The sequence below is a fragment of the Curtobacterium sp. 179-B 9B NHS genome, assembly GCF_045370965.1.
GTDB lineage: Bacteria > Actinomycetota > Actinomycetes > Actinomycetales > Microbacteriaceae > Curtobacterium.
Genome location: NZ_JBIQDQ010000002.1, coordinates 324,240 through 343,492, shown reverse-complemented (window position 1 = coordinate 343,492; position 19,253 = coordinate 324,240). Strand labels below are relative to the sequence as shown.

General features: G+C 73.6%; 15 protein-coding genes and 1 pseudogene. 7 read left to right on the top strand and 9 right to left on the bottom strand.

From position 1 onward, the window contains the following. Positions 1-37 precede the first annotated feature (37 nt). The 6 genes from secA to mtrA form a co-directional block, all read right to left on the bottom strand. On the bottom strand, positions 38-2,821 hold the full coding sequence (gene secA, locus ACH0A8_RS03385; protein ID WP_066654965.1) for a preprotein translocase subunit SecA: 2,784 nt from the start codon (positions 2,819-2,821) through the stop codon (positions 38-40). Positions 2,822-3,003: 182 nt separating this feature from the next. After that, positions 3,004-3,705, bottom strand: a complete 702-nt coding sequence (hpf, locus tag ACH0A8_RS03380) for a ribosome hibernation-promoting factor, HPF/YfiA family (protein ID WP_066654967.1) — start codon at positions 3,703-3,705, stop codon at positions 3,004-3,006. A 230-nt stretch (positions 3,706-3,935) separates the two neighbouring features. After that, the gene (locus tag ACH0A8_RS03375; protein ID WP_400430404.1) at positions 3,936-4,700 is read right to left on the bottom strand and encodes a phosphoribosyltransferase family protein; all 765 of its coding nucleotides are present in this window, start codon (positions 4,698-4,700) and stop codon (positions 3,936-3,938) included. Positions 4,701-4,843: 143 nt separating this feature from the next. After that, entirely contained in the window at positions 4,844-6,523 is a 1,680-nt protein-coding gene (locus tag ACH0A8_RS03370; protein WP_400339189.1) for an LpqB family beta-propeller domain-containing protein, read from the bottom strand. Beyond that, positions 6,523-8,232 carry an MtrAB system histidine kinase MtrB gene (gene mtrB, locus ACH0A8_RS03365; RefSeq protein WP_406906496.1) on the bottom strand — a complete coding sequence of 570 codons (1,710 nt, stop codon included), beginning with the start codon at positions 8,230-8,232 and terminating at the stop codon, positions 6,523-6,525. Before mtrB ends, ACH0A8_RS03370 begins: the two co-directional genes overlap by 1 nt. 5 nt (positions 8,233-8,237) lie before the next feature. Then, positions 8,238-8,912: an MtrAB system response regulator MtrA gene (gene mtrA, locus ACH0A8_RS03360; RefSeq protein WP_066658387.1), complete on the bottom strand. Its 675-nt coding sequence runs from the start codon at positions 8,910-8,912 to the stop codon at positions 8,238-8,240. A gap of 150 nt (positions 8,913-9,062) precedes the next feature. Between mtrA and ACH0A8_RS03355 the strand changes: the two genes are divergently transcribed. From ACH0A8_RS03355 to ACH0A8_RS03335, 5 genes are read left to right on the top strand one after another with little or no spacing between them, the layout of a single operon-like run. Next, a complete protein-coding gene (locus ACH0A8_RS03355; protein ID WP_406906493.1) occupies positions 9,063-10,466 on the top strand; it encodes a glycerophosphoryl diester phosphodiesterase membrane domain-containing protein in 1,404 nt (467 codons plus the stop codon). Next, positions 10,463-11,098: a DUF4129 domain-containing protein gene (locus ACH0A8_RS03350; protein ID WP_144411323.1), complete on the top strand. Its 636-nt coding sequence runs from the start codon at positions 10,463-10,465 to the stop codon at positions 11,096-11,098. The genes ACH0A8_RS03355 and ACH0A8_RS03350 overlap by 4 nt, the downstream gene beginning before the upstream one ends. Continuing rightward, positions 11,095-12,351, top strand: a complete 1,257-nt coding sequence (locus ACH0A8_RS03345; protein WP_406906491.1) for a DUF4350 domain-containing protein — start codon at positions 11,095-11,097, stop codon at positions 12,349-12,351. The genes ACH0A8_RS03350 and ACH0A8_RS03345 overlap by 4 nt, the downstream gene beginning before the upstream one ends. Beyond that, on the top strand, positions 12,348-13,415 hold the full coding sequence (locus ACH0A8_RS03340; RefSeq protein WP_396137169.1) for an AAA family ATPase: 1,068 nt from the start codon (positions 12,348-12,350) through the stop codon (positions 13,413-13,415). The genes ACH0A8_RS03345 and ACH0A8_RS03340 overlap by 4 nt, the downstream gene beginning before the upstream one ends. Next, on the top strand, positions 13,415-14,773 hold the full coding sequence (locus tag ACH0A8_RS03335) for a DUF58 domain-containing protein (protein ID WP_066654985.1): 1,359 nt from the start codon (positions 13,415-13,417) through the stop codon (positions 14,771-14,773). The genes ACH0A8_RS03340 and ACH0A8_RS03335 overlap by 1 nt, the downstream gene beginning before the upstream one ends. A 42-nt stretch (positions 14,774-14,815) precedes the next feature. On the opposite strand, the gene ACH0A8_RS03330 is transcribed toward ACH0A8_RS03335, so the two are convergent. Continuing rightward, entirely contained in the window at positions 14,816-15,811 is a 996-nt protein-coding gene (locus ACH0A8_RS03330; protein WP_311206435.1) for a stage II sporulation protein M, read from the bottom strand. A 62-nt stretch (positions 15,812-15,873) separates the two neighbouring features. On the opposite strand from ACH0A8_RS03330, the gene ACH0A8_RS03325 reads away from it, so the two are divergent. Beyond that, positions 15,874-16,743, top strand: a complete 870-nt coding sequence (locus tag ACH0A8_RS03325; protein WP_209685211.1) for an RDD family protein — start codon at positions 15,874-15,876, stop codon at positions 16,741-16,743. A 59-nt stretch (positions 16,744-16,802) separates the two neighbouring features. Here the strand turns inward: ACH0A8_RS03325 and ahcY are convergent. Continuing rightward, a pseudogene (ahcY, locus tag ACH0A8_RS03320) lies at positions 16,803-18,281 on the bottom strand (adenosylhomocysteinase). Positions 18,282-18,467: 186 nt separating this feature from the next. Beyond that, positions 18,468-18,692 carry a DUF3499 family protein gene (locus ACH0A8_RS03315; RefSeq protein WP_066654995.1) on the bottom strand — a complete coding sequence of 75 codons (225 nt, stop codon included), beginning with the start codon at positions 18,690-18,692 and terminating at the stop codon, positions 18,468-18,470. A 92-nt stretch (positions 18,693-18,784) separates the two neighbouring features. Here ACH0A8_RS03315 and ACH0A8_RS03310 point away from each other — a divergent pair, with 92 nt between their 5' ends. Next, positions 18,785-19,225, top strand: coding sequence for a metallopeptidase family protein (locus ACH0A8_RS03310; RefSeq protein WP_066654996.1), 441 nt, complete (start codon positions 18,785-18,787; stop codon positions 19,223-19,225). Positions 19,226-19,253 lie beyond the last annotated feature (28 nt).

Below are 19,253 nucleotides of genomic sequence, written 5' to 3'. Positions count from 1 at the left end.
GTCCGGCACCGCGCCTCCCGTCCGTCGTCGCGGGGCGTCAGCCCTTCTTGGCGGCCTGACGACGCTCCGCGCGGTTCCCCGCGGCGGCCTGTCCGGAGGCGGTCGCCGCGTTGCCGAACGCCGACCCCTGCTCCGGGCCGGCGGCCTCTGCCTCGGCCTCGGCCTGCGCGCGCTGCGCGCGAGCGGTGGCGGCCTGCTCCAGGCGTCCGCGCTCGTCGCGCACCTCGACCTCGCCGTCGATCGACGGCGCCGAGTACTCGAGGCCGGTGGCCTCGGACTCCCCGAGCCCCTTCGCCTCGATGACCGCGTTGTCGCCGTCCGACTGCACCTGGACCTCGAGGTTGAACAGGTACCCGACCGACTCCTCGCGGATCTGGCCCATCATGCTCTGGAAGAGCGCGTAGCCCTCGCGCTGGTACTCGACCAGCGGGTCGCGCTGTGCCATCGCGCGGAGGCCGATGCCGTCCTTGAGGTAGTCCATCTCGTACAGGTGGTCCCGCCAACGGCGGTCGATCACCGAGAGGACGACGCGGCGCTCGAGCTCGCGCATGGCCTCGTCACCGAGGAGCTCCTCACGCTGCTGGTACGCGAGCTTGGCGTCGGACAGGATCTCGCGTGCCAGGAACTCGCGCGTCGCCTTGCCCTTCGAACCGGCCTCGGTGATGACCTCGTCGATGGAGATCGAGATCGGGTACAGCGTGCCGAGCTCGGTCCACATCGCGTCGAGGTCCCAGTCGTCCGGGGAGCCCTCACCGGTGTGCGTGTCGATGACGTCGTCGATCACGGCCTTGAGGAACGACTGCGCACGGTCGTTGATGTCGTCACCCTCGAGGATGTGACGGCGGTCGCTGTAGATCGCCTCGCGCTGGCGGTTCAGGACGTCGTCGTACTTCAGGACGTTCTTGCGGATCTCCGCGTTGCGGCCCTCGACCTGCGCCTGGGCGGACCGGATCGCCCGGCTGACCAGCTTGTTCTCGATCGCCATGTCGTCCGGCACGTTCGAGCGGCCCATCAGGCTCTCGGCCGCACCGGAGTTGAACAGGCGCATCAGGTCGTCGGTCAGCGACAGGTAGAAGCGGCTCTCGCCCGGGTCGCCCTGACGACCGGAACGACCTCGGAGCTGGTTGTCGATGCGGCGCGACTCGTGGCGCTCCGTACCGAGGACGTACAGACCGCCGGCGTCGCGGACCTTGTCGGCCTCTTCCTTGATCTCGGCCTTGACGCGGGCGAAGACGTCGTCCCAGGCGGCCTCGTACTCCTCCGGCGTCTCCGTCGGGGACAGGCCCTTGGCGTGCATCTCCTGCACGGCCAGGAACTCGGAGTTGCCGCCGAGCATGATGTCGGTACCGCGGCCGGCCATGTTCGTGGCGACCGTGACGGCCCCGAGTCGACCGGCCTGCGCGACGATCGCGGCTTCGCGGGCGTGGTTCTTCGCGTTGAGGACCTCGTGCTTGACGCCCTTCTTCGCGAGGAGCTTCGACAGGTACTCGGACTTCTCGACGCTCGTGGTGCCCACGAGGACCGGCTGGCCCTTCTCGTGGCGCTCGGCGATGTCGACGGCGACCTGCTCGAACTTCGCCTTCTCGTTCTTGTAGACGAGGTCGGTCTGGTCGATGCGCTGCATCGGCTTGTTCGTCGGGATGGGGACCACGCCGAGCTTGTAGGTCGACATGAACTCGGCCGCCTCGGTCTCGGCGGTACCGGTCATGCCGGAGAGCTTCTGGTACAGGCGGAAGTAGTTCTGCAGCGTGACGGTCGCGAGGGTCTGGTTCTCGGCCTTGACCTCGACGCCCTCCTTCGCCTCGATCGCCTGGTGGATGCCCTCGTTGTAGCGCCGGCCCATGAGGATGCGACCGGTGTGCTCGTCGACGATGAGCACCTCGCCGTTCATCACGACGTAGTCCTTGTCCTTCTTGAACAGGGCCACGGCCTTGATCGAGTTGTTCAGGAAGGAGATGAGCGGGGTGTTCGCCGACTCGTAGAGGTTGTCGATGCCGAGGTAGTCCTCGACCTTCTCGATGCCGGGCTCGAGCACGCCGACCGTGCGCTTCTTCTCGTCGACCTCGTAGTCCTCGCCCGGGATCAGGCGGGTGGCGATCGACGCGAACTCGGTGAACCAGCGGTTCGCCTCGCCCGAGGACGGCCCCGAGATGATGAGCGGCGTGCGGGCCTCGTCGATGAGGATCGAGTCGACCTCGTCCACGATCGCGAAGTAGTGGCCGCGCTGCACCATGTCGGAGGCCTGCCACGCCATGTTGTCGCGCAGGTAGTCGAAGCCGAACTCGTTGTTCGTGCCGTAGGTGATGTCGGCCGCGTACTGCTCGCGGCGCTCGGCCGGCGACTGGTTCGCGATGATGCAGCCGGTGGTCATGCCGAGCGCACGGAAGACGCGCCCCATGATCTCGGACTGGTACGACGCGAGGAAGTCGTTGACCGTGATGACGTGCACGCCGCGCGACGGGATCGCGTTGAGGTAGGCGGCGGTCGTCGCGACGAGGGTCTTGCCCTCACCGGTCTTCATCTCGGCGATGTTGCCGAGGTGCAGGGCCGCGCCGCCCATGAGCTGCACGTCGAAGTGCCGCATGCCGAGGGTGCGCTTGGCTGCCTCGCGCACGGCGGCGAACGCCTCCGGCAGGAGGTCGTCGAGGGACTCCCCGTTGGCGTACCGCTCGCGGAGCTCCTTCGTCTCGTCCTGGAGCTCCTCGTCGGTGAGGCTCGCGAAGTCGTCCTCGAGGTCGTTGATGGCCGAGGCGTACGCCTTCAGCCGTCGGAGGGTCCGTCCTTCGCCGATGCGGAGGACCTTCTCCAGCACGTTTGCCACGTGAGCTCCTTACGGGGTCGTCGCGCGCGACCTGCGCGATCCGAACAGCCAGTCATGCTAGCAACCCGCCGGAGCGCTGCGCTGGGAGACGGGCGTTGCACCGAGCAGGGACGGCCGACGAGGGCAGCGGGTGCGAACGGTCCGACGAGGACCGCACGCACCCGCTGGACGGCGACGGTGCGCTACGCGACGGCCGCTGACCCGGCGGCGTCCGCGTCGGCGGTGCTGCCGTCCGCGCTCCCGTCGTCGATGCCGATCACGCCGTAGTCCCAGCCCTTGCGGCGGTAGACGACGCTCGGGCGCCGGGTCTCGGCGTCGACGAAGAGGTAGAAGTCGTGCCCGACCAGCTCCATGCGGTAGAGCGCGTCGTCGAGGGTCATCGGGGCCTCGGTGAAGACCTTCTGCCGGATGACCACGGGCGAGTACGGCTCGACGTCCTCGTCGTGCGACTCCTCGACCACGGCGACGACACCGGTCGCGACGGTCTCGATGAGCCGCCCGTCGGCCGGCGTGACATCCATGTGCTCGAACCCGGTGCCGGCGGCCTCGGCCACGGAGGTCGGGCGGTGGCGACCGCGGTGCACCTTGCGGCGGTCACGTGCCCGACGCAGGCGCTCGGTGATGCGGGCGAAGGCGAGGTCGAACGCCGCGTACTTGTCCGAGGCGGCGGACTCGGCCCGCACGAGGGGCCCGGGGCCGATCAGGGTGAGTTCGACGCGGTCCTCGCCCTGGGCGCCGCCGGCCTTCTCGTTGTGGCGGCTGAGGCGCACCTCGAAGGCGAGGGCGCGGTCGGCGAGCACGTCGATCTTCTCGGACTTCTGTTCCACGTAGGTGCGGAATCGATCGGTGACCCCGACGTTCCGGCCCGTGATCGTCACGTCCATGTGGCGGCTCCCATCCGTACTTCGGCGCGTCGCCTCCATCCGGCGATCCCGAACGCCTTGCCGCGAGGCTAGACCCCCGGCCCGAGCGGCGTCACCACCCGCCGGCGGGTCGCGCCGGACACCCACCGGACGCTCAGGCGTCGCCGGGCGGCCACCCGGCGTCCACCCGGCCGACCAGCCGCCGCACCCGCGGGGCCGGTGCACGAACCGTCCTGGTGCGGCCCGAGAGGTCACTCCTCGACCTCGGCGAGCGCGACGCACCGCACCACGCGACCCCCGGCCGCACGGACCGCGCGGACCGCCTCGGCCATGGTGACGCCGGTCGTGACCACGTCGTCGACCACCACGACGTCCCGACCCGCGACGTGCGCCGCACGGAGCGTGCCCACCGTCGCCTCGACCCGTTCGAGTGCCGTCCGCTCCTTCTGGCCGTGCGCGACGCGCTTCGTGGCCCGGGAGCCGGGCCGGTCCGCGGGGACCCGCCCCCGGACTCGCCGGAGCGCCCGGCGCGGCGCGCGACGGGGCCGCCCACGCGCAGCACCCGCGCGGCGGAGCAGCAGGACGACCGGGTCGAACCCCCGTCGCCGCGCCCCGGCAGGCGACGGCGGCACACGGACGAGCAGCGCTCCCGGGACGTCGGCCAGGGCCCGGTCGACGAGCGCGCAGAACCGTGGCGCGAGCACCGGCACGAGGTCCGTCCGGCCACGGAGCTTCAGCTCGAGGACGAGAGCCCGCACGGTGTCCCGGTAGGCGAAGGCCGCGTCGAGTCGGACACCCGCGACCAGCCGGCGTCGCTGCGGCTCGGCGTCGAGTGCGTCACGGCAGGGCCGGCAGACCGCCCGGTCCGGCGCACCGCACCCGACGCAGGCCACGGGGAGCACGAGTCCGAGCACCGCGGCGACGGCGTCCGACCAGGCAGACGGTGCGGTGGCAGGGGCGGTGGGAGGGGCGCCGGCAGCGCGGGTGCGCCGGCGGCGCGGGTCGGTCCTGGACACGGGTCGATCGTGGCGCCCGGCACACCGCCGAGGTGGGCCGTCGCGGCGGACGGTGGACGAGCCTCCAGGCCGCGCCGCGTGTGCAGGAACGGCCGCGCCGCGCGTGCAGGGGCGGCCGCGCCGCAGGAGCGGCGCGTGCCGCGTCAGCGCTGGGTACCGAGCACGTCCGCGGTGACCCCCGTGGTGTCCCAGCGGCCGCCGGTGGACTGCAGGACCGTGCCGTCCGCCATGCGCAGCAGGACCGATCCGCCGCTGCCGCCCGCCACCGAGGACGCCGTCCCGTCCGGCTTCGGCAACGTCGTCGACTGGCCGCCGACCGTCGACCGGACGACCTCGGGGCCGGCCTCCGTCTGCCCGACCGACACGACGTCGCTGTCGTTCACCCAGGCCGCACCGACGGCGTCACCCGTGGTCGCCTGCACGCGCACCGGTGAGCCGAGGCCCGTCGGCGTGCGGTCGCTGCCGCGGACGATCGCCATCACGTACAGGGCGGGCCCGTCGCCCGTCTCGATGAGGGCGAGCGCCCGTGTGGAGTCGCGGGAGACCTGGAACGAGACGAGCCGGCCGCGCGGCAGCGTCGTGGCGACCTCGTGCGGGTCGCCACCCAGTCCGTAGGCCGTCACCCGGCTCGTGTCGTCACCGCTGCCGACCCAGACGAAGCCGAGGTCGTCGAGCGTCGGCGGGACCAGTCCGTCGGTCGCGTCGATGCGCAGCGCGTCCCGACCGCGGACCACGACCACGCCGCTGGCGTTGCCCACCGCGGCGACCGTGCCGGACGTGGAGAGCGAGAACGACTCCGGGTCGAGGGAGGCGATCGTCGTGCTCGCGTCGCCGCCGAGGGCCGCGATCCGACCGCTGCCCGTCGCGTACCCGACCTCGTCGTCGCGGTCGACGAGCGGTCGCGGGTCGACGTCGGGGTTGAGACGCGCCGTCGCGTCCTGCTGCTCCGGCTCGGCGAAGGTCGCCCCCTCGATGGTGATCGAGACGGACGACACCGAGGCGACCGACGCGAGCGAGCGGGTCAGCTGCTCGCGCATGCGCGCCTTGTCCTCGCCGCTCGAACCGAGGGCGTCGCGCGACAGGTCGACGAGCGCGGAGCCGTTCTCGATCGTGACCGCGTTGAGCGAGAGCTGCGTCCCCTCCGGGAAGGCCGACACGACGGCGCCCTTGAGCCAGTCGGACGGCCCGGCCAGCAGCGCACTGGCGATGCGGGTGCTCGTGGACGACCGGGCGAGGAACCACCGTTCGTCGGGCACCAGGTAGCGGTACGTCGGGTCGAAGAAGTAGAGCGCGTGCTGCTGGAACTGCGACTCGAAGCTCACCGGCGTGAGGATGATCCCGTCCGGGGCGTAGGCGATCCGCCACTCCCCGTCCTCGCGGACGAACTGGAACGTCAGGGTCGACGTCGTCGGCCGGACCGCCTGGGTGTACTCGCCGTCGGCGTCGACGGTCGCACTGGCGGTCAGCGTGTAGGTGAGCTCACGGTCGGCGACCCGCTCGACCGCGCCGCTGCCCTGCAGGACGGTGACGCCGCGGCGCGGGTTCCACTTCTCGGCGAACCCCGTGGCGAGGAACTCGCGGGCGGTGCCGTAGTCGTCCTGCGCGCCGGTGCCGGCGGCGACGAAGCCGCGCAGGATCGCGGTCTGGTCCATGCCGGCGACCGGTCGGTCCGGGCGGAGCTCGAAGCCGGAGATCGCCTCGTCCTTCACCGACTGCCCGGTGCGCACGCCGCCACCCGTCGGGATCGCCGCGCACGCCGAGAGGGCGACCACGGAGAGCGCCGCGAGCGTCACCACCACCAGGGTCCGGAGTCGTGCGCGCATCAGTCCTCCCCCCGGACGGCGCGGGGGCCGTCGTAGGTCTCGTCGAGTTCGGGCAGCGGGATGGCGGAGGTCGCGGTGCCGAGCGACTCGCCACGCGGCAGGGTCAGCACGAACGTCGAGCCCTCGGCGGGGCGCGACCACACGTCGATCCGACCGCCGTGCAGGTTCGCGTCCCCGAGGGAGATCGCGAGACCGAGGCCGGTGCCGCCGATGGTGCGCTTGCGGCTCGGGTCGGCGCGCCAGAAGCGGTCGAACACCCGCGCTGCGTCCTCCGGTGGCATCCCGACGCCCTGGTCACGGACCGCGATCGCCACGGACCGGGAGTCGCTGTCGACGACGACCTGGACGGGCTTCGCGTCACCGTGCTCGACCGCGTTGCCGACCAGGTTCCGCAGGATCCGCCGGATGCGCTTCGCGTCGAGCTGCATCGTGGTGTGGCCGCCGGGGGTGACGAGCTGCAGGTCGACGCCGGCGCGGTCGGCGAGCGGGCGGAACTCCTCGACGATGTCGGCGGCGAGCGCGGCGGGCACGACGGGTTCGGTGTCGAGCTGCACCGCCTGGGCGTCGTACCGGGAGATCTCGAGCAGGTCGGCCAGCAGCAGTTCGAAGCGCTCGACCTGTGCGTGCAGGAGCTCGGCGGACCGGCTCACCGACGGCTCGAAGGCGTGCCGCGAGTCGTAGAGCATGTCGCCCGCGAGCCGGATCGTGGTCAACGGCGTGCGGAGCTCGTGGGACACGTCGGACACGAAGCGCTGCTGCACGCGGGAGAGCTCGGCGAGCTGGGTGATCTGCCGGCTGACCGCGTCGGCCATGTCGTTGAAGCTGCGCGCGAGGATCGCGATGTCGTCGTGGCCCCGGACCGGGATGCGCTCGTCGAGCCGGCCGGCGGCGATCTTGCGACTCGTCTCGGCGGCACCGCGGATCGGCACGACGACGAGCCGCACCACGAGCGAGGTGACGAGCGCGATGAGGACGATCAGTGCGACGCCGCCGACCGACAGCGTCTGTGACACGAAGTCGAGGGTCTGCTGCGCGTCGGACAGGTCGTACACGATGTAGAGCTCGTACTGTCCGGCGCTCGGGACCTGCAGGACGGACCCGACGGCCAAGCCCGGCTCGCGCCGTCCGTCGTCGTCGAGCTGCACGGGCTGCAGGCTCAGTCGCCCGGTGTCCTTCCCGACCTCGCGCCGGAGCTCGTCGGTGATGACGGCGTCCGGGAAGCCCGGGCTCGCCAAGGTCTGCAACGTCTGCGGCGTCGACTGCCCCGGCGTCCGCTCGATGGCGATGCTCGTGCCGCCCGGGCTCGTCGTGTTCGACAGGATCGCCTGCTGCGCCTCGCTCTGCAGGGTCTCCAGCTCGGTCTGGTTGTTGTCCTCGGCCGCGGTCGCCGCGTCGAAGATGCCCTGCGCGACGATCGTCGCCCGGGCCGACTCGGACTCGATCTGGTCGCGGCGCTGCGCGTAGACGTTGTTCGAGATGCTGATCATGACCGCGGTGCCGATGACGGCGACCGCGAGGCCGGTCGTCGCGACGGTGATCGCGACGCTGCGCACCATGAGCGACCGGCGCCACAGCCAGGCGACCGCGTACCACCCGCGACGGAGCCAGCGGCGGAGCCGACGCCGCACACGGGCGGCGCGACCGGGGAACCCGCGGCCGGCCCGCGGTGCGCCCCCGCCCGCCGCGGTCCCGGACGACGCCGACGGCACGGTGCTCAGGCTCCTCCGGCCCGGTAGCCGACACCGCGGACGGTGGTGACGATCTTCGGGTTGTCCGGGTCGTGCTCGATCTTCGCGCGGAGCCGCTGCACGTGGACGTTCACGAGCCGGGTGTCCGCCTTGTAGTGGTAGCCCCAGACCTGGTCGAGGAGCATCTCGCGGGTGAAGACCTGGTTCGGCTTCTCGGCGAGCGCGCGGAGCAGGTCGAACTCGAGCGGGGTGAGCGCGATCACCGTGTCGCCGCGACGGACCTCGTGCGCGGCGACGTCGACGGTCAGGTCGCCCGCGTGCAGCACCGACGCGTCCCCCGCCGTCGGCCGCAGCCGCGTCTTGATGCGCGCGACGAGCTCCTTCGGGTTGAACGGCTTGACGACGTAGTCGTCGGCACCGTTCTCGAGGCCGGCGACGACGTCGGCGGTGTCGCCCTTCGCCGTCAGCATGATGATCGGGGTGCCGCTGTCCGCGCGGATCCGCTTGCAGACCTCGATGCCGTCGATCCCCGGCAGCATGACGTCGAGCAGCACGAGGTCGGGCTTCGTGCTGTGGAACGTCTCGACGGCGTCGTTGCCGTCGGCGCTGAACTCCGGGTCGTACCCCTCGGAACGGAGGACGATGCCGATCATCTCGGCGAGGGCCTGGTCGTCGTCGACGACGAGGATGCGCGGTGTCATGTGCATGGACTCCGTGGGACGGGCGGCGGTGCCGAGAGCCGGCACCCACAGTCACGATAGCCGAGCACCCGTCGCACCGGGATCTTGCGACAGTATGGGTGCACGGTCGTGCGTTCCGCTGCGCGACACGAGCACGACGAGGGGGCGGCGATGGCCGACTGGCAGGTTCCGGGATCCGGTGGGGGCGAGGACCGGACGGGAGGCCCGTCCCACCCCGCAGGGCAGCCGTCGTCCGCCGGGTGGTCGGGGCAGCAGCCGTGGCCGGCCCAGCAGGGCTGGCAGCAGCACGCCGGCCCCGGGCGTCCCGGTCCCGGTCCGCAGCGACCGCCGGCGCAGCGCCCGGTCGTCCCGCTCCGTCCGCTCGGCCTGGGCGACGTGCTCGCGGGGGCGTTCACGGTGTTCCGGCGGAACGCGCGCGTCCTGCTCCTCTGGAGCCTGCTGCTCAGCGGTGTGCTCGGGCTCCTCGCGACGCTGGCGAGCACCTTCGGGCAGCAGTCGCTGCAGGCGCGCATGTCGTCGGCGGTCGAGGCCGGCGGGAGCGGCGCGGGGGACGTCGTCGCCGGGTCCGTGACCCTCTTCCTCGTGCTCTCGGTCGGGCTGCCCTTCCTGGCCTACCTGGGCCGGGCCTTCCTCGTCGCGCCGGTCGCGGCGGACACCGGGCAGCGCGTGCTCGGGCGCCGCGCGAGCTTCCGCGGCCTCTGGGCGCTCCTCGCCGGTCGGCGGTGGCCGGTCCTCGCGTGGATCCTGCTGCAGCTCGCCGCGGGCCTGGTCCTCGGCGCGGTGTTCGGCGGACTCGTGGTCGGCATCGCGGCCGGTCTGGTCGCGGGTCGCTCCGGCATCGGCGGCTTCATCGGCGCGTTCTTCCTGCTCGCCCTCGGCGCACTCGTCGTGGTCGCCTGGCTGGCGACGAGGTTCGCGTTCACCGTCCCCACGATCGCCCTCGAGGGCCGGGGCGTCTTCTCGGCAGCGGCGCAGTCGTGGCGACTCACCCGCGGGGCGTTCTGGCGCACCTTCGGCATCGTCCTGCTCGTCCAGGTCGCATTCGGGATCGCGGGGTCGATCGCGTCGATCCCGCTCACGTTCGGCACGGTCTTGGCCATCGGCGCCTTCGACCCGCTCGGGCAGACGGGCGCGGCCGCCGGTGTGGGCGTCGGGGCCGTCGTGGCCATCGTGCTCGGTGCGCTGCTGTCCATCGCCGTGCAGTGCGTCACCGACGTGCTCAGCGCCTCGGTCCTGACCTTCCTCGCCCTCGACCGCCGCATCCGCACCGAGGCGCTCGACCAGCGGATCGCCGCGCACCTGGACACCGGGGAGCCGTCGGACCCGTTCGCACCGGCGCCCGCCGTCGCCCGCCCGCCGTGGCCCGGTCAGCAGGGGCCCGGACAGCAGGGCCCCGGACAGCCCTGGCCCGGACAGCAGGGCCCCGGACAGCCCTGGCCGGGTCAGCCGTCGACGCAGCAGTGGCCCGGCCCGCAGCAGCCCACGCAGCAGTGGCCCGGCCCACAGCAGCCGTCGCAGCAGTGGCCGGGGCAACCGTGGCCGGGCGGCTCGTGACGCTCGGTCCGGACGAGGCACGTCGACTGCTCGAACGCGAGCTCGAGCGAGCCGACTACGACGGTGCACGCGCGACCTGGTGGGACCGGGCCTCGCGCCACGTGCTCGAGTGGCTCGGGTCCTTCCGCCCGGGCGGCGGGCTGGACTCCCCCGTCCTCGGGCAGTCCGTGCTCTGGATCGCGGTCGTCGTGCTCGTGGCGGTCGTCGTGCTCGTGGTCGTCGCCCGCGGTCTCCCCCGTCGCCGGGCCCGCACCGCGCGGTCCGACGACGGGAGCGTCTTCGACGCCGACGACGTCCGGTCCGCCCGCGAGCTCGGCGACGCCGCCCGCTCCGCCCTGCGCGCGGGCGACTGGTCCGCCGCGGTCCTCGACGGGTACCGCGCCGTCGCGCGCGGACTCGCCGAACGCGACCTCGTGCGCGAGGTCCCCGGCGCCACGGCACGGGCCGTCGCCGGCCGCGCGGCACCGTGGTTCCCCGACCACGCGGACCGGATCGACCGGGCAGCGCGCGCGTTCGACGACGTCCGGTACCTCGGCACCGAGGCCGACGAGGCCACGGCACGCTCGGTCATCGACACCGAGGCGACGGTCCGCGGTGCCCGACCCGCGGTCGCACCGGCGGTGTCGACGTGAGCGCCGCCGCGACCGCGATTCGCGTCTCCCGCGCCCCGGGCAGGCTCGGTCGTGTCGCCTTCTGGGTCGTCATCGTGCTCGTCGGCCTGCTGCTCGCCGGGCTCACCGCGGCGGTGCAGTCCTCCACCGACCCGTCCCGCGAGCCGCTCGACCCGACCTCGACGACGGCGAGCGGTGCGCGGGCGCTCGTCCGGGTGCTCGAACAGCAGGGCACCCGGGTCGACGTGGTCGACCGCGTGGACGGCCTCGACGGCGACGCACTCCGCGGTGCGACGATCCTGGTCGACGACTCCGCCGGCGCCCTCGACGCCGGGGTCGCCCGCCGACTCGGTCGCTCGGCCGAGCACGTCGTCCTGGTCACCACGGACCAGGCCGCACTCGACGCCCTGGGCCTCGACGTGGTCGCCGCCGGCCCCGTGCTCGGGGACGACACCGTCGCGACCACCGGGTGCGCCGTCCCGGCCGTCGCCGCCGCCGAGCGCATCACCACGAGCGGCCAGGGCTACCGCCCGCCGTCGGACGGCCCCGTCCCGTCCGGCACCGACCTCTGCGCCACGACCGGCAGCGGGGACGACCGCGTCGCCGGCATCGTCCGGACCGCCACGCCCGGCGGCGACGTCACCCTGGTCGGCACGACGGGGGCGCTGCGGAACGACACGATCACGACCGCGGGCAACGCCGCCTTCGCACTCGACCTGCTCGGTTCCGGTGACCGGCTCGTCTGGTACACGCCGACCCGGACGTCGGCCGACGCCGCGCCGACGATCGGCTCGCTCGCACCGTCGTGGGTGCCCGGCGCCCTGCTGCTGCTCGGCCTCGTCGCGGTCGCGGCCGGTGTCTGGCGCGGTCGCCGGCTCGGGCCGCTCGTCGTGGAACGGATGCCCGTGGTCGTCCGCGCCTCCGAGACCACCGAGGGGCGCGCACGCCTCTACGCCAGGACCCGGGACCGCACGCACGCGCTGGACACCCTGCGGCTCGCAGCGCTCCGACGGGTCGGGCACCGCCTCGGGCTCCCCCGCGGTGCGCACGTCGACGAGGTCGTCCGTGCCGCGGCCCGCGCGACCGGTCGTCCCGACCCCGCCGTCGGCGCCGTCCTGGTGGGCGGCCCGACGACCGACGACCGTGCGCTCCGCGACGGCGCAGCGGCCCTCGACGAGCTCGAGCGTGCCGTCCGCGCGGCGACCGGCGCCCCCGTCCCGCAGACCTCCACCCCCCGAACGCCCCACCGCAACCGACGAGGAGCACGACCGTGACCGATCCGTCACCCGCCCAGGAACCGAACGGCACGACCCGGAACGACGCTGCGTCCACCACCAGGACGCGGCCCGCCACGGAACCGGACGCCACGGCACGCCCGACCGGCGGCACCGACGCGCTCCGGGACGCCTTCGGCCGGCTCCGCGCCGAGGTGGGCAAGGCCGTCGTCGGCCAGGAGGGCGCCGTGTCCGGGATGATCGTCGGCATCCTCGCGCAGGGCCACGTCCTGCTCGAGGGCGTCCCCGGCGTCGCGAAGACGCTGCTGGTGCGCAGCCTCGCAGCGGCCATGTCGCTCGACACGAAGCGCATCCAGTTCACCCCGGACCTGATGCCCGGGGACGTCACGGGCTCGCTCGTGTTCGACGCGTCGACCGGCACCTTCCCGTTCCGCGAGGGCCCGGTCTTCACGAACGTGCTGCTCGCCGACGAGGTGAACCGCACGCCGCCGAAGACGCAGTCCGCACTGCTCGAGGCGATGGAGGAACGCCAGGTCAGCGTGGACGGCGCCGCGCGGCCGCTGCCCGACCCGTTCTTCGTCGCCGCGACGATGAACCCCATCGAGTTCGAGGGGACCTACACGCTGCCGGAGGCGCAGCTCGACCGCTTCCTGATGAAGCTCACGCTCGACGTGCCGCCCCGGGACGTCGAGTGGCAGGTGCTCCGTCGGCACGCGGACGGCTTCGTCCCGCGGGACGTCCGGTCCGCCGGGGTCCGGCCGGTGCTCGGCGTCGACGAGGTCCTCGCGGCGCAGCGGGCCGTCCGCGCGGTGGGGGCGCGCGACGACGTCCTGGCGTACGTGGTCGACCTCGCCCGCGCCACCCGGCAGGCGCCGTCCGTCCGCATCGGCGTGAGCCCCCGCGGTGCGACGGCGCTCCTCGCCGCCGCGAAGGCGTGGGCGTGGCTCACCGGCTACGACGCGATCACGCCGGACCACGTGCAGGCGATGCTCCTGCCGGTCTGGCGGCACCGTCTGCGCGTGGCCGCGGACGCCGAGCTCGAGGGCGTCGGGGCGGACGGGGTGCTGCAGCAGGTCGTCGAGCAGGTCCGGGTGCCCTTCTAGTGGCCGTCTCCGGTCGCTTCGTCGCGCTCCTGGCGGTCGCGATCGTCCCCACGGTGCTGCTCGGCAGCGCCTGGGGCGGCGTGGCGTGGGCGGCCGTCGTGGTGCTCGCCGCCGGGCTCGACGTCCTGCTCGCCGCCGATCCGGGCTCGGTCCGCGTCGAGCGACGGATGCCGCAGCTGGTCCGACGCGGCAGCACCGCCGACGGCACGCTCGTCCTGGCGAACGACGGACGTCGGCCGCTGCGCGCGGTCGTCCGGGACATGTGGGAGCCCTCCGCCGGCCACGGGCCGCACCGGATCCGCTCGACGGTGCCCGCCGGGGAACGCCGGACCGCCCGGGTGCGCTTCACGCCCTTCCGTCGCGGCCGTCGCACCAGCGCCGGGGTCGCCGTCCGGTCCTTCGGCCCGCTCGGCCTCGCCGCCCGGCAGGCCGTCCTGGACGCGCCCGGTTCGCTGGTGGTCACGCCGCCCTTCCGATCGCGTCGGCACCTGCCCTCCCGGCTCGCCCGGCTCCGCGAACTCGACGGTGAGACCACCCTGCAACTGCGGGGTCACGGGACGGAGTTCGACTCCCTGCGCGACTACGTGCGCGGCGACGACGTGCGGTCGATCGACTGGCGCGCGACCGCCCGGCGGCAGGACCTGGTCGTCCGGACGTGGCGACCGGAGCGTGACCGCCGCGTCGTCATCGTCGTCGATGCCGGTCGTGCCGGCGCCGGACGCGTCGACGACGAGCCGCGGCTCGACACGTTCATCGAGTCCGCGCTGCTGCTCGGCGCGCTCGCGACGGCTGCCGGCGACCGGGTCGAGCTGGTCGTGCTCGACGACACCGTCCGCGACCGGGTCCACGGTGCGACGCGGACCGACGTGGTGAGACGCTTCGGCGAACGGCTCGCACTCGCCGAGCCGGGCCTCGCGGCGACGGCCTGGTCGGCGGTCCCGGCAGCCGTCGACGCCGTGACGACCTCACGTTCGTTCGTCGTGCTCCTGTCGAGCCTGGACTCCGTCGGCGCCTCGGCCGACCTGCTCGCGGTGCTCCCCCGGCTCGCGCGACGGCACGCCGTCGTCGTCACGAGCATCGCGGACCCGGCCGTCGAGCGGATGGCGAGCGGGGTCGCCGAAGCCGGTCACGGGACACCGGAGCAGCGGGACGGACGGATGTCGCGCCTCCTGGCCGGGTCCGGTGCCGAGCGCGACGTCTACCGACGAGCGGCCGCGGAACGGACCCTGCTCGACGCGGACGGCGTCGGGGACGTCGCACGCCGGGCCGGCGCCGAGGTCGTGCGCGGTGGGCCCGGGGCCGTGCCACCGGCCGTCGCCGACGCGTACATCCGCGCGAAGGCGGCCGGCCGGCTCTGAGCCGCGGGCGGCGGGCGCACGACCCACGGCGCAGCCCTCGGCTCAGCCCGCGGTGAGCGCCGTCGCGCCGCGCTCGAACTCCTCGACGTCACCGCGCTCACCCGCGCGGAACGCACGGCCGCCGACCACCCACTGGTACCAGAGCACCGCGGCCAGTGCGACCGTGCCGATCCCGATCTTCACCGGCCACGGCCAGTCCTGGCGGGTCACCACGCCCTCGACCAGCCCGGAGAGGAGCAGGGTGAGCGCGAGACCGACCGCGACCGTGAGGAGGGCTCGACCGTCCTCCGCCAGGGCCTGCGCCCGCGTGCGCGCACCGGGGGCGATCCACGACCAGCAGATCATCAGGCCGGCGGCACCGGCGAGGAAGACCGAGTACAGCTCGAGCTGACCGTGCGGAGCGATCCAGAGGAAGAAGTCGCCGAGCCGCCCCTGCGAGTGCATGATCGCCGCGGAGACGCCGAGGCTCACCGCGTTCTGCACGATCGACACCGGGACGTAGAGCCCCGTGATGCCGAAGGCCACCATGCGTGCCGCGATGAAGGCGTTGTTCGACCACACCTGCGCGGTGAACGCCCCCAGGCCGTGGTCGGAGTAGTACGCCTGGAAGTCCTCCGTCGCGTACTGCCGCAGGGCCTCCGGCGTGCCGAACGTCGTGACCGCTCCCGGGGTCGACGCGATCCACACGGCCACGATCGCCGTGATCGCGACCGTTGCCGCCGCGACCCAGACCGTGACCCAGCGGATGCGGTACAGCGCCGCCGGGAGGTGCCGCGCGAAGAACGTCGTGACGGCGGTCAGGGGGTCGACCGGCGTGCCCGTGAAGCGCAGCCGTGCGCGGAACACGGTGCGGGACAGGCGGTCCCCCACCGCGGAGCCGGGCGCGACGCCGCGGACCCGCGCGAGGTCGGTCGCGACCTCCTGGTAGCCGCTGACCAGCCGGTCCGCGTCCGCGCCCGACCCGTGTCGGGCGCGGGCGAGCCGGTCGACCTCGTCCCAGCGGTCGCCGTGCACCGCGCTGTAGGCCTCCAGGTCCACGTGCCTCCCCCGATCGCGCACACCGGGCCCCCGAGGGGACCCGCTCACGACAGAATGATCCCATGGGGAAGACGCGCGTGCCACGCGACCTGTCCGACGCCCGCTTCGGCGGGACGCTCGACGAGACCGCCGACGAGCTCGTCGTCGGCGAGGCCGTCGCGCTCGACGTGCAGCCGGCCGGCATCGTGCTGCGACTCGCGGCGGCGCTGCTCGACGGGGTCTGCCTCGTGGCGCTGCTCGCCATGCTGCTGTTCGGGCTCGCGAGGGTGTGGCCGCCCGGCGCCGACACCGTGTGGCTGTTCCCCCTCGGCATCGGGGCCGCGGTGACGGTGCTCGTGCTCGTCCCGGCCGGGGTCGAGACCGTCACGCGGGGCAAGAGCGTCGGACGGTACGCCGCCGGGACCCGGGTGGTGCGGGTCGACGGAGGCGCGATCGGGTTCCGGCACGCCTTCACCCGCGCACTGGTCGGGCTGCTCGAGCTCTGGTCCACCCTGGGCTCCGTCGCGTTCGTCGTGGCGCTGTTCGGCTCGCGCCCCAGACGCCTCGGCGACCTGCTCGCCGGCACCTTCGTGCAGCACGAACGCGGCGCACGTCGGCGTGACGTGGAGGTCCTGCTGCCGGTCGAACTCGTGCCGTGGGCAGCGGTGGCGGACGTGTCGGCGCTGCCGCAGCGGCTCGAGGACCGCCTCGGGGCCTTCTTCCGGTCGGCCGGCGACCTGCGGCCGGAAGCGCGCGAGACCGCCGCGCGGATGCTCGCGGCGGCGGTCGCGGAGCACGCCTCCCCGGTGCCGGACGTCCACCCCGAGGTGTTCCTCGCGGGCGTGGTCGCGGTGCGGCGGGAGCGCGACGTGCGGGCGCTGCGGGCGCGGGCGGCACTGCTCGACGGTGCGGCGGCCGTCGCCGGGGCGCGGCCGCCGGGCTTCCCGCGCTGAGGCGCTGGCGCCGCCCCGCGCGGCGACGGGAGCCGCGCAGCAGCGCGGTGCCGGCGCGGTCAGTACCGGTAGTGGTCCGGCTTGTAGGGGCCCTCGACGGGCACACCGATGTAGGCGGCCTGCTCCGGCCGGAGCTCGGTGAGCCGGACCCCGAGGGCGTCCAGGTGCAGGCGCGCGACCTTCTCGTCCAGGTGCTTCGGCAGCACGGAGACCCCCGTCGGGTACTCCTCGCGCCTCGTGTGCAGTTCGATCTGCGCCAGGACCTGGTTCGTGAACGAGTTGCTCATCACGAACGAGGGGTGCCCCGTCGCGTTGCCGAGGTTCATCAGCCGTCCCTCGCTCAGCACCAGGACCGAGCGGCCGTTCGGCAGCCGCCACTCGTGCACCTGCGGCTTGATCTGGACCTTCTCGACCCCCGGCAGCGCCTCGAGCCCCGCCATGTCGATCTCGTTGTCGAAGTGTCCGACGTTCGCGACGACCGCCAGGTGCTTCAGCGCGAGCACCTCGTCGACCCCGACGACGCCGAGGTTGCCGGTGCAGGTCACCACGATGTCGACCTCGCCGGCGACGTCCGCCAGCCGGGCGACCTGGTAGCCGTCCATCGCCGCCTGCAGTGCGCAGATCGGGTCGACCTCGGACACGACGACCCGGGCGCCCTGGCCGCGGAGCGCCTCGGCGGCGCCCTTGCCGACGTCCCCGTAGCCCACGACGAAGGCGACCTTGCCGCCGATGAGCACGTCGGTGGCTCGGTTGAGCCCGTCGGGCAGCGAGTGCCGGATGCCGTACTTGTTGTCGAACTTGGACTTCGTCACCGAGTCGTTGACGTTGATCGCCGGGAAGCGCAGCTCGCCCTTCCGAGCGAGCTCGTACAACCGGTGCACGCCCGTGGTGGTCTCCTCGGTGACGCCCTGCACCTCGGCCGCGATGCGGGTCCAGCGGTCGGTGGAGCGCTCGAGCGACGCGGCGACGGTCGCGAGCACGATCCGCCACTCGGCGCTCGCGTCGGCCCCCGGCTCCGGAGCACGTCCGGCGGCCTCGGCGTCCGCACCGGTGTGCAGGAGCATCGTCGCGTCCCCGCCGTCGTCGAGGATGAGGTTCGGCCCCGTCCACGACTCCCCCGCGGCAGCGGCCTCGACGCTCCAGTCGAAGATGCGGTCGGTGCACCACTAGTACTCGTCGAGCGTCTCGCCCTTCCACGCGAACCCCGGGACGCCCGCGGGTGACGCCGGGGTCCCCGTCGGCCCCACAGCGACCGCCGCGGCGGCCTCGTCCTGCGTGGAGAAGATGTTGCAGCTCGCCCAACGGACCTGCGCGCCGAGGGCCACGAGGGTCTCGATGAGGACCGCGGTCTGCACGGTCATGTGCAGGGACCCGGCGATCCGCGCACCGGCGAGCGGCTGCGACGGCCCGAACTCCTGACGCAGGGCCATCAGGCCCGGCATCTCGTTCTCGGCCAGGCGGATCTGGTGGCGACCCGCCTCGGCGAGGGCGAGGTCGGCGACGCGGAACGGGGCGGCGGTGCGGGTCTCGGTCGACATGGCGTCAGTCTGGCACGCCGGGAGGCGCGGACCGTCAGACGACGTCACGGACGTCGGGCGGGCCTCCAGGCCGCACCGGGAGACGCTGGACGGACCGACTCACCTCCGGCGGGCGGGCCACCGGAACCGACGCACGCGGCGGCCGTCGGTCGGCGGCGTGGGCCACCGGGACCGCGGTGCGCGGCCTCAGTCGGCGGGCGCTGCGTCCCGCCGGATCGGTTCGCGCCGCACGACGTCCCAGCCGCGGGGGACGCGCAGGCGGGCCGCGTGGCGGGCGCAGAGGTCGTACCCGTGCGGCTCGACACGGGTGGAGAGGGGCCCGACGACGACCATGGAGTCGCCGTAGTCGTACGTCAGGGTCGCCGAGGCGCTCGCGCCACAGGCGACCTTGCTGCAGATCCGTACGTCCATACCGGCACCGACCCTACCGGGCGGACCACCGCGACGGCCTGCCGAGGGCCGTCGCCGGGGTCGGCCACGCCCTCGCCGCGTACGATGGCGGGATGCGTCGGAAGCACCCCACCGTCACCCCCGTCGACCGCGCCCGTGGTCGGTCACGGCACGGACGCGGTGGCCGGTCGAGTGTCACCGGACCGGAGCTCGCGCCCGTCATCACGCGCGCCGAGACGTTCGACCGCATCGTCGGCGACACCGCCCACTACCTGGTGGGGCTCTGGCCGGACGAGCTCGCCGGGGTGGTGTTCCAGGTGGCCGACATGCCGACCGACCAGACGCTGCCGGACCGCCTCCCCCGCTGGCGGGTCGACCGCGGCGACCGGCGCGTGACGCTGTTCCGGATCCCCGTCGAGCGGGTCACCCGGAGTCCGGAGAAGGACGACACGGACCGCCGCGTGATCATCGAGACCGCGGTGTTCCGTGCGGTCGGCGAGCTCATCGACAAGGACCCGTGGGACCTGGCGCCCGACCGGTACCGCCACTGGTGACCGACAGGGACCAGCGCCCACGGCCGGA

Coding starts and splice junctions, on each gene's coding strand:
- hpf (WP_066654967.1), bottom strand. CDS start 3,705: ATGGACGTGACGATCACGGGCCGGAACGTCGGGGTCACCGATCGATTC.
- ACH0A8_RS03370 (WP_400339189.1), bottom strand. CDS start 6,523: ATGCGCGCACGACTCCGGACCCTGGTGGTGGTGACGCTCGCGGCGCTC.
- mtrA (WP_066658387.1), bottom strand. CDS start 8,912: ATGACACCGCGCATCCTCGTCGTCGACGACGACCAGGCCCTCGCCGAG.
- ACH0A8_RS03355 (WP_406906493.1), top strand. CDS start 9,063: ATGGCCGACTGGCAGGTTCCGGGATCCGGTGGGGGCGAGGACCGGACG.
- ACH0A8_RS03325 (WP_209685211.1), top strand. CDS start 15,874: ATGGGGAAGACGCGCGTGCCACGCGACCTGTCCGACGCCCGCTTCGGC.
- ACH0A8_RS03315 (WP_066654995.1), bottom strand. CDS start 18,692: ATGGACGTACGGATCTGCAGCAAGGTCGCCTGTGGCGCGAGCGCCTCG.
- ACH0A8_RS03310 (WP_066654996.1), top strand. CDS start 18,785: ATGCGTCGGAAGCACCCCACCGTCACCCCCGTCGACCGCGCCCGTGGT.